We start from the raw sequence: 9,345 nt of genomic DNA, 5'->3' as shown, positions 1-9,345 counted from the left end.
AAAGGGCCGGTACAGGTACAGCAGAACTTAGCGCCAGCTCTCTTTCACCACCCTGCGCCGCCCGCCCAGGATCAGCCAGCCAATCCCCAACAACACGCTTTCGACCACAAAGGCCAGCACAAAACCGGCACCCACACCCCAGCCAATCGCCTCGGGCACCAGCAGAATCTGGTAGCTGTAGCCATTGAGGGTTTCTTCACGCAACTGCGGGTCGGCCTGTACCAGCACATGCCAGGTACGCTCAGCCCATGACCCTTGCAGCACCTGCCATTCGTTTTCCAGCAGTTCGTTGCGGATCATCAGGCTTTCGATGCTGTTGGCATCACTGTTGAACACCGGGTCGTCGCTGCTGCGGTAGTGCTGCAGCAGCGCCTGCAAGTCGCCCTTGAAAAAGCGCTCGGCCGTTTGCCGGAACCCATCGAGCGCCTCGCGCGATTCGAACAGGTGCGCCTCGACCCGCTGGCTGTAGTCCTTGACCAGCCCCGGGACCTGGATACCGGCCAGCAGGCCGAAGGTGAACAACAGCAATCGCAGGTAACTTCTGAACATGCAGCGTCCTTAGCTCTGGCCGTGCGCCACGCACTCGCCGTGCCGCCACAGGGCCCACTGACCCGGCGCGTAGCGGTGCCAGGTCTCGTTCTCGGTCAGGGCCTCGGTGGCAATCACCGTGACCACGTCGTTGGGGGTGGTTTCGGTATGAAAATCGACGATCAGGTCGACATCCTTCAACCGTGCGGCACCAAATGGCGCACGGCGGGTAATGTGCACCAGCTTGGTCGAGCAAAAGCAGAACAGCCAGTCGCCGTCGCTGAGCATGCAGTTGAACACGCCCTGACCACGGTAGCCGGCACAGGCTTCGACCAACACGGGCAGCAGCTGTTCCACCGGCACCGGTTCGGGGAAAGCGCTGCGGATGCGGTTGAGCAGGTCGCAGAAGGCCGCTTCGCTGTCGGTGTCGCCCACTGGCCGGTAAAAACTGGCCAGGCCCTTGAAGTCACCCAGTTGGCCATTGTGCGCGAAGCACCAGTTGCGGCCCCACATTTCCCGTACGAACGGGTGGGTGTTGGACAGGCACACCCTGCCGACGTTGGCCTGACGGATATGACCGATCACCACTTCGCTTTTGATCGGGTAGCGCTGCACGAGGTTGGCTACTTCCGACTCGCTGCTCGCGGCCGGGTCCTGGAACAGGCGCAGGCCGCGGCCTTCGTAAAAGCCTATCCCCCAGCCGTCACGGTGCGGGCCGGTACGCCCGCCCCGCTGCATCAGGCCGGTGAAGCTGAAAACAATGTCGGTAGGGACGTTGGCACTCATGCCCAGCAGTTCGCACATAGGCGTGTCTCCGTTTACAGACGAGGCTCGACCCGGCCTGCGCCACGCGTAGCGGCTGGCGGCAAGTCGTCACGGTAACGGTCGCTGCGCTCGGCAGCCAGCGGCGCCTGGGTGCCGAGCTGGTCATCCTCGGCCCGCTGACGCCTGGCAGCGGCTTCGGCCTGCTCACGGCGTGCGTGCGCGCGCTTTTCCAGCGGCCAGCGCATCAGCACGAAGAGGAAGTACAGGCCGAAGGCGATCATGCCATACATGGCGAAGTCGGACACAGCGCGCCAGGCGTTGTTGCCGACCTTGAAAGCGACATCCAGCGCAGTGATGGCGATTGCAGGGGCGAAGCTGTCCTTGACCGGGTCGACGATGGTCGGGGTCAGCAGCAGCACCGCCAGCACCACCCGTAGCGGTTCGCGCAGCCAGCGCCACATCCAGCCGGTGAGCTTGAAGCCCACCAGCAGGCACCCTAAGGCGGCTACTGCGTACAAGCCCCAGGCGAAGGTGTAGTCGTTCTCGGTCATGGTGTTCGTGCAAGCCAGGCAAAGAGATGCCTATGATAAACACTTTTCCGGGCGCAGACAGTGTTTGCCTGTGCCGGCCTCTTCGCGGGTAAACCCGCTCCTACCTCGGTGCGATCCCNTTACCCGCGAAGAGGCCGGCACAGGCAACCCCAATCAAGAGATCTTCAATGCCAGCCAAGCCCCAACCCCCGATTGCCCAAGCCGACCAGGCCACCGACCCGTATGCCTGGTTGCAACAGCGCGATACCCCCGAGGTACTCGCTTACCTGCACGCTGAAAACGCCTACCAGGAAGCCTGCCTGGCCGACCAGGCACCGTTGCGTGAGCAACTGTTCGAAGAGATCAAAGGCCGCATCCTGGAGACCGACCTCTCGTTGCCGGCGCCCTGGGGCCCCTACCTGTACTACACCCGCACCACCGCCGGCGACGAATACCCGCGTCACTACCGCTGCCCACGCCCGGCCGACGACTCGAACACCGTCGATGAAAGCCAGGAGCAACTGCTGCTCGACCCCAACGTCCTGGCCAACGGCGGTTTCCTCTCCCTCGGCGCGTTCAACATCAGCCCCGACCACCGCCTGCTGGCCTATAGCCTCGACACCAGCGGCGACGAAATCTATACCCTGTACGTCAAAGACCTGGCCAGTGGCCGTGTCACTACCCTGCCCTTCGACGACTGCGACGGTAGCCTGACCTGGGCCAACGACAGCCAGACGCTATTCTTCGCTGAGCTGGACGACACCCACCGCCCATGGCGCCTGCGTCGCCACACCTTGGGCACCGACGCCGCGCACACCGTGTTCGAAGAGCCAGACGGGCGTTTCTTCCTGCACTGCTACCGCACCAGTTCCGAGCGTCAGCTGGTGCTGCTGCTGAACAGCAAGACCACCAGCGAGGCCTGGGTGCTGGACGCCGAAACCCCGCAGGCGCCGTTCACCTGCCTGGCGCCGCGCGTCGAAGGCCACGAATACTTCCCCGACCACGGCCAACTCGACGGCCAGTGGCGCTGGTTCATCCGCACCAACCAGGATGGCATCAACTTCGCCCTGTACCACGCGCCAGTCGCGCCAGTGCCAAGCCGCGAACAGTGGCAGGTGCTGGTGGCGCACCGCGACGCGGTCATGCTCGAAGGCCTCAGCCTGAACGCCGGTGCCCTCACCCTGAGCCTGCGCGAAGGCGGCCTGCCGATCATCGAAGTACGCCCGCAGGGCTTGCCGGCCTACCGCGTCGAACTGCCAGACGCCGCCTACAGCCTGTACGTGCAGGACAGCCTGGAATTTGCCAGCACTCGCATACGCTTGCGCTACGAAGCGCTCAACCGCTCGGCCCAGGTGCGCCAACTGACGTTGCCCACGGGCGCCCAGGTGGTGCTCAAGCAAACCCCGGTGCTCGGTGCATTCGATGCCGATGACTATGTCAGTGAGCGCCTGTGGGCAACCGCAGCGGACGGCACCCAGGTGCCGATCAGCCTGGTACGCCGCCGCCAGGACCTGGGCAAGACCGTGCCACTGTACCTGTACGGCTATGGTGCCTATGGCGAAAGCCTCGACCCCTGGTTCTCACATGCGCGCCTGAGCCTGCTGGAGCGCGGCGTGGCCTTTGCCATCGCCCATGTGCGAGGTGGTGGCGAACTGGGGGAGGCCTGGTACCGTGCCGGCAAGCAGGAGTACAAGCACAACACGTTCAGCGACTTCATCGCCTGCGCCGAGCACCTGATCAGCCAGGGCGTGACGGCCGCCGACCGCCTGGCCATCAGTGGTGGCAGCGCTGGCGGCCTGCTGATCGGCGCGGTGCTCAACCTGCGCCCTGAGCTGTTCCGCTGCGCCATTGCCGAAGTGCCCTTCGTCGACGTGCTCAACACCATGCTCGACCCGGAGCTGCCGCTGACCGTGACCGAGTACGATGAATGGGGCAACCCTGAGGAGCCGGAGGTGTATGAACGGATCAAGGCTTATGCGCCGTACGAGAACCTGAAAGCGCAGGCCTACCCGGCGATGCTGGTGGTGGCGGGCTACAACGACAGCCGCGTGCAGTATTGGGAGGCGGCCAAATGGGTGGCGAAGTTGCGCACACTCAAGACCGACAGCAACCTGCTGCTGCTCAAGACCGAGATGGGGGCTGGGCATGGCGGGATGAGCGGGCGGTACCAAGGGTTGAAGGATGTGGCCCTGGAGTATGCGTTCGTGTTTGGCGAGCTGGGTATCCTTTGAGAGAGCGGGGGGCGCGTTGCGCCCCTTTCGCGACACAAGGCCGCTCCCACAGGACAGTGGGCTGCACCCCAGATGTTGGACATCTGTCCATCTTCTGAGGTGCAGTCCACAGCGCGGAATCCAGTCCAACCTGTGGGAGCGGCCTTGTGTCGCGATGGGCTGCAAAGCAGCCCCAGACGCCCTCAGCTCCCGCCCGTCAATCATCCTCCACAACCGGCTTCGGCGGGTCCTGCCGCAACCCGGGCAATGGCTGATCCTTCGGCGGGCCGGGCACTGGCATCGGCGGCAACAAGGGCGCCCCCGGCTGGCTGTCATAAGCCTTGGGCGGCGTACTCGGGGTAATCTGCGGGTATGGCGTAGGCGTCGGCGTACCGGGCGCGCCGGGTACTGGCGGCGTGAGCCTGGGTGGCGTGCTGGCAGCTTCTGCCAAGGGCAGGCCAGCCATCAACAGCGCGGCGAGGATCGCGTGAAACATCAGCAACCTCCTGTCGGGAACCTTTCTACAGGCTACGCCTAAATCAACGCTTTCGCCTGTCCGCCTGACCTGCAAGCGCGCTAGACTCAATGGCATAACCGTCACTTGCCTGATCAGAACAAAGGAAACACCATGAGCTCCACCTCTTCTGCCGCCGCCACCGCGCGCCTCGACCGCATCCTGGCTGATGCCAAGCGCGACAAGGAAATGGGCTACCGCGACAAGGCCCTGAGAATGTACCCGCACGTATGCGGCCGCTGCGCCCGCGAGTTCGCCGGCAAGCGCCTGAGCGAGCTGACCGTGCATCACCGTGACCACAACCACGACAACAATCCTCAGGACGGCTCCAACTGGGAGCTGCTGTGCCTGTACTGCCACGACAACGAACACTCGCGCTACACCGACCAGCAGTACTTCAGCGAAGGCTCCACCAGCACCCCGAGCATTGCCAAGGCTACGCACAACCCGTTTGCCGGGCTGGCGGGCATGCTGAAGAAAGACTGACCATCGATTCGCCCCCCGCTGCTACCGGGCAGCCCGTATAATCGCGCTTTTTTTCGCGAAGGGCCCCGGTACGTGGCAAACAAACGATACAGCTGCATCGGCCTGTTCAACCCCAAGTCGGCAGAAAACGTCGGCTCTGTGATGCGCGCAGCGGGCTGCTATGGCGTCAATTCGGTGTTCTACACGGGCAAACGCTATGAACGCGCGCGTGACTTCGTCACCGACACCAAGCGCGTGCACTACGACATCCCGTTGATCGGCATCGACGACCTGCAGCGCATTATCCCGCTGGGCTGCACGCCAGTGGCGGTAGAACTGGTGGAGGGTGCGCGGCCATTGCCGGATTACACCCATCCGGACCGGGCCATTTACATCTTCGGGCCAGAGGATGGCTCGTTGAGCGAAGACGTGCGGGGATGGTGTGAAGAGACTATCTACATCCCGACTGAGGGCTGCATGAACCTGGCAGCGACGGTGAATGTGGTGCTGTATGACCGCATGGCCAAGGGGCTGAATACCCGTTCGGGGCCCAAGTTCAAATAGAAAGGCCGCCACTGCGGCGGCAGGACAGACCTGCCAACACAGGGCGACCGAGTGCTGAGCTCCGTCAGAACAGCACCGAAACCGGGCCGAACATTGCCTCGACAAACCATGGGTTGTCGCGATCAACGCTGCCGACGATGGTTGGCTGCACGCTCCCCAACCTCGGTTTCGCCCCGTGAACAATGCTGAGTTTCTGCTCGGCGGTGTATTCCAGGTACGACTTGATACGCTTGAAATGCGACTTGCAGACGATGCCGTCCTGCCGATTGTCAGGCGCAGGGATGCCTAGTGCAGCACCTTGCTCTGCAGCACATCGGAACGCCGCCCCAGCACGTTCTCGCTGATCTGCACAAAGTCTTCGGTACTGACGCTGGGCAGGCGCATCAGCCCCCGCACCACATCGTCCAACGAACGTTTGGCCTGGGTGTGAATGCGGATTTCCTTGTCCAGCGCCTGCAACAGCATCACGCCGCGGGCCACCTGGGCCGGGCTTGCGCGTTCACCCTTGAGCCGGTTGACCTTGGCGCCCTGCTTGCTCAGACGCGCCTGCCAGACCTGGTAACGGTCATCACTCATCCCGCCCGAGCGGCGTAGCAACTCGTTGGCGTAATAATCGGTCAGGCTCTCTACCAGCCAGTCACTGCCGTCACGCCCGTGAATCTGCGCGAACAGTTGCACCAATTCGCGCAGCAACGGGCTATTGCCGTTTTCGCTGACCATGGGCCGGGCACTGTTCAGGTACAACGAGCCCTGCGCAGCCATAGCCCCTCGCCACATGCCGTCACGCGCCCCGACCAACAGCAGCTTGGGCGGGTTACGCGGGAACACAGCTTGTAGGTGTGGCCAGACGAATGTGAGCAAGGTCAGGCTGTCCATGCGCCGCATGCCCTGCCCCACCGGCGCGGCCACGGTCACTTCGGTCTCGCCCAGGCGAGCGCGGCGGCTGCCCAGGTCGCCGGCAAGCATCCAGCCGGTCGGGCGATCGAACAAGCGCGACACGTTGTCGATGCGAAACTTCCCCTTGCCGATACGCGGCCAGGACGTTTCGATGCTCTTCCAGCCCTCGGGCAGGTCGAAAGCCAGGCGCGCCACCAGCTCGGTACCATCCTGCTGGTCGAGGCGCGCAGGGGGTATCAGCTGGTCGCCGAGGAACAGCGCCCAGTGTGGGGTGATGCGTGATGAATAGGCGCCGCTGGCCAGCTTCTGGTCCAGCTGCACACGGTAGCTGAGGCTGGTCTTGCCGGCCGCTGGCTGCCAGATACCACGCCGCCCCTTCAGCTGCCATTGCCCATCGGCCTGGAAGCCGCTGTAGGCCCCAGCCTTGCCCAGGTCGAAGTCCAGGCTGCGCACGGCGCTGCCTTCAGCCAATGTAACGCGGACCTCGGCCTGGCCACTGGCAGGCAGCAGGCGCACCTGGTAGTCGAGGTCGACCTTTTTCGCCCAGGCCGGCGAACTGGCCATCAGGCCCAACAGCAACAACAGCTGGCAACGCATACAGAAACTCCTTGTTTCCCCGAGGCAGCGGGCCGCGCCGGTCAGCTGGCGCGAAAGATCAGGTGGTCTTCCCAGTCGTCTTCGTGCACATCGTGTTCACTGAGCATACGCCCCGACTGGGAAATGCGCTGTTCATGAACCTGTTGCCGGTCGCCACAGACCAGGTGATGCCAAGCCGGCAAGTCCTTGCCCTCACTGACCAGACGGTAACCGCAGGTACTCGGCAGCCACTTGAACTGGTCGGCCTTGCCCGGGGTCAGCTGGATGCAGTCTGGCACGTGGGCGAAGCGGTTGGGGTAGTCGCTGCACTGGCACGTATCCAGGTCCAGCAGTTTGCAGGCGATGCGCGTGTAATAGACGCTGTTGTCGTCTTCGTCCTCGAGCTTTTGCAGGCAGCACAGGCCGCAGCCATCGCACAGCGACTCCCACTCTTGCTGGCTGAGTTGTTCGAGGGTCTTGCGCCGCCAGAACGGCGCGTTTTCAGCGATCATCACACAGGGTTCCTGCCTTCATCTTGGGGGCCACGGCGCGCGGCGGCGCCAGTCTAGAGCCTGGCCTTCGGCAAAGCCAGACCGCTTGTCAGTCGCGACGGCACGCAGTAGCGTGCGCTTTTCCCGTCCGTTTGCAGGAGCCGCCATGAGCGCCAACCCCCGCATTGCCGATTACGCCATCAACGAGCAGTTCATCAACCGCTGGTCACCACGCGCCTTCACCGCCGAGCCGATCAGCGAAGAAACCCTGCTGAGCTTCCTCGAGGCCGCCCGCTGGGCACCGTCGGCCTATAATTCGCAGCCTTGGCGCTTCCTTTATGCCCGCCGCGACACGCCGAACTGGGAGCGTTACCTGAGCCTGCTGGTGCCATTCAATCGCAGCTGGGCGCAACAAGCGTCGGCGCTGGTGCTGGTCATTTCGAAGACTACCTTCGCGGCCCCGGGCGCTACGGAAGAAAAACCGGCCCTGTGGCACACCTTCGACACGGGCTCTGCCTGGGGGCACCTGGCCCTGCAGGCCAGCATCAGCGGCTGGCATACCCATGGCATGGCCGGCTTCGATCAGGACCTGGCACGTCAGGAACTGAAGATTCCCGATGGTTACGCACTGCATGCCATGGTGGCGATCGGCAAGCTGGGGGACAAGGCCAGCCTGGATGAAGCCCTGCAGGCGCGTGAAGTGCCGAGCCCGCGCAAGCCGCTGAGCGAGCTGGCTGCTGAAGGCGATTTCAGCCTGTAAGGTTTGTGTTGGCCGTGCTGGCCTCTTCGCGGGCAAGCCCGCTCCTACGGGGATATCACCACCCTGTGCTGGAGGGGTTTTCAGGCGAAGAGGCCGGTACGGGCCACAGCAATCAGTAGCCCCGGGCGAAATCGACTTCGCCCCGCAACCCCTGCCCCGCTTCATAAGCCCGCACATTCTCGACAAACAAGCGCACCATCGCTGTCGGGGAGGTGGGCGCCGAGCTGTGCCCGGTCAGCAGCAAGCCCCAGGCGGTCCAGAACGGGTGTTGCTTGGGCAGCGGCTCCTGGCGGCACACATCGATCACGGCACCGGCCAGATGGCCCTCTTTCAACGCCTCGACCAGGTCGGCATCGACCACCGCCACACCACGTCCGGCATTGATGAACAAGGCCGAGGGCTGGAAGCACTTGAACAGCGCGGCGTCATACAGGTCATGAGTCGCCGGGGTATCCGGCAGCAGGTTCAGCACGTAGTCGACCTGGCCGACCATGCGCGGCAGGTCGGCCAGCGCCGCCACCTCGACGAACGGCGCCTGCTCACGGGCGCTCCTGGCAACGCCGTACAGCGCCACACCAAACGGCTGCAGGAACTCGGCCACACGCTGACCTATGTCGCCTACACCCACAATGAGGACCTTGCGCCCTTCCAGGCTGCGCCCCGGGCGGTCATCCCACCGCCGCTCGACCTGGCTGACCAGGCGCGACAGCACCTCACGCTCATGGCCTAGCATATAGGTGAGCATGTACTCGGCCATCACCTGCCCGAAGATGCCTACTGCGCGGCTCAGGCGGTAATCACGCGGCAGGCCGTCGGCCAGCAACGGCGTGATACCGGCCCATGTCGACTGTATCCAGCCAGGCTTGTGGCCTTGGCGCAGCAGACTGGCCAGCAAGTCCGGCTGGCCCAGCCACACCGGACACTGCGGTGCCTGGCGGGCCAGTTCGGCAGAGTCGCCGCTGGTCAGCACTTCCAGTTCTGGCGCGGCGGCGCGCAAAAGCTCGGCGTATCGAGCATGGTCATGCTCAGCGATCAGTACACGCAT

General features: G+C 64.0%; 12 protein-coding genes. 4 read left to right on the top strand and 8 right to left on the bottom strand.

Features of this window, described 5'->3' with window-relative positions; translation table 11 throughout:
- Nucleotides 1–27: 27 nt before the first annotated feature.
- The 3 genes from ACTJJN_RS14900 to ACTJJN_RS14890 are packed head-to-tail and all read right to left on the bottom strand — an operon-like array spanning nucleotide 28 to nucleotide 1,844.
- Nucleotides 28–549: a DUF2937 family protein gene (locus ACTJJN_RS14900; RefSeq protein WP_012051506.1), complete on the bottom strand. Its 522-nt coding sequence runs from the start codon at nucleotides 547–549 to the stop codon at nucleotides 28–30.
- 9 nt (nucleotides 550–558) lie between these two features.
- On the bottom strand, nucleotides 559–1,332 hold the full coding sequence (locus tag ACTJJN_RS14895; protein ID WP_003254671.1) for a class II glutamine amidotransferase: 774 nt from the start codon (nucleotides 1,330–1,332) through the stop codon (nucleotides 559–561).
- 14 nt (nucleotides 1,333–1,346) lie between these two features.
- The gene (locus ACTJJN_RS14890; RefSeq protein WP_012051505.1) at nucleotides 1,347–1,844 is read right to left on the bottom strand and encodes a hypothetical protein; all 498 of its coding nucleotides are present in this window, start codon (nucleotides 1,842–1,844) and stop codon (nucleotides 1,347–1,349) included.
- 167 nt (nucleotides 1,845–2,011) lie between these two features.
- Between ACTJJN_RS14890 and ACTJJN_RS14885 the strand changes: the two genes are divergently transcribed.
- On the top strand, nucleotides 2,012–4,054 hold the full coding sequence (locus tag ACTJJN_RS14885; protein ID WP_088513422.1) for a S9 family peptidase: 2,043 nt from the start codon (nucleotides 2,012–2,014) through the stop codon (nucleotides 4,052–4,054).
- Between the two features lie 196 nt (nucleotides 4,055–4,250).
- On the opposite strand, the gene ACTJJN_RS14880 is transcribed toward ACTJJN_RS14885, so the two are convergent.
- Entirely contained in the window at nucleotides 4,251–4,529 is a 279-nt protein-coding gene (locus ACTJJN_RS14880; RefSeq protein WP_003254675.1) for a hypothetical protein, read from the bottom strand.
- Nucleotides 4,530–4,661: 132 nt separating this feature from the next.
- Here ACTJJN_RS14880 and ACTJJN_RS14875 point away from each other — a divergent pair, with 132 nt between their 5' ends.
- Together ACTJJN_RS14875 and ACTJJN_RS14870 are read left to right on the top strand one after the other, a co-directional pair.
- Nucleotides 4,662–5,033: a YajD family HNH nuclease gene (locus tag ACTJJN_RS14875; RefSeq protein WP_003254676.1), complete on the top strand. Its 372-nt coding sequence runs from the start codon at nucleotides 4,662–4,664 to the stop codon at nucleotides 5,031–5,033.
- A 72-nt stretch (nucleotides 5,034–5,105) separates the two neighbouring features.
- A complete protein-coding gene (locus ACTJJN_RS14870) occupies nucleotides 5,106–5,576 on the top strand; it encodes an RNA methyltransferase (protein ID WP_010955253.1) in 471 nt (156 codons plus the stop codon).
- 64 nt (nucleotides 5,577–5,640) lie between these two features.
- On the opposite strand, the gene ACTJJN_RS14865 is transcribed toward ACTJJN_RS14870, so the two are convergent.
- Genes ACTJJN_RS14865 through ACTJJN_RS14855 form a run of 3 tightly spaced genes read right to left on the bottom strand, consistent with a single transcriptional unit; the run spans nucleotide 5,641 to nucleotide 7,561 of the window.
- Nucleotides 5,641–5,859 carry an aldehyde dehydrogenase family protein gene (locus ACTJJN_RS14865; protein WP_440091376.1) on the bottom strand — a complete coding sequence of 73 codons (219 nt, stop codon included), beginning with the start codon at nucleotides 5,857–5,859 and terminating at the stop codon, nucleotides 5,641–5,643.
- A 2-nt stretch (nucleotides 5,860–5,861) separates the two neighbouring features.
- A complete protein-coding gene (locus ACTJJN_RS14860; protein WP_440781368.1) occupies nucleotides 5,862–7,070 on the bottom strand; it encodes a hypothetical protein in 1,209 nt (402 codons plus the stop codon).
- A gap of 41 nt (nucleotides 7,071–7,111) precedes the next feature.
- Nucleotides 7,112–7,561, bottom strand: coding sequence for a YcgN family cysteine cluster protein (locus tag ACTJJN_RS14855; protein WP_004575890.1), 450 nt, complete (start codon nucleotides 7,559–7,561; stop codon nucleotides 7,112–7,114).
- Nucleotides 7,562–7,706: 145 nt separating this feature from the next.
- On the opposite strand from ACTJJN_RS14855, the gene ACTJJN_RS14850 reads away from it, so the two are divergent.
- The gene (locus tag ACTJJN_RS14850; protein ID WP_014755682.1) at nucleotides 7,707–8,300 is read left to right on the top strand and encodes a nitroreductase family protein; all 594 of its coding nucleotides are present in this window, start codon (nucleotides 7,707–7,709) and stop codon (nucleotides 8,298–8,300) included.
- A 112-nt stretch (nucleotides 8,301–8,412) separates the two neighbouring features.
- On the opposite strand, the gene ACTJJN_RS14845 is transcribed toward ACTJJN_RS14850, so the two are convergent.
- Nucleotides 8,413–9,345 (bottom strand): D-2-hydroxyacid dehydrogenase, encoded by a 933-nt coding sequence (locus ACTJJN_RS14845; protein WP_440781367.1) that lies wholly within the window; start codon nucleotides 9,343–9,345, stop codon nucleotides 8,413–8,415.

Source organism: Pseudomonas sp. 22515 (genome assembly GCF_052044625.1).
GTDB classification, from domain to species: domain Bacteria; phylum Pseudomonadota; class Gammaproteobacteria; order Pseudomonadales; family Pseudomonadaceae; genus Aquipseudomonas; species Aquipseudomonas alloputida.
The sequence above is the reverse complement of the archived record's forward strand: the minus strand, read 5'-3'. Positions and strand labels throughout refer to the sequence as shown.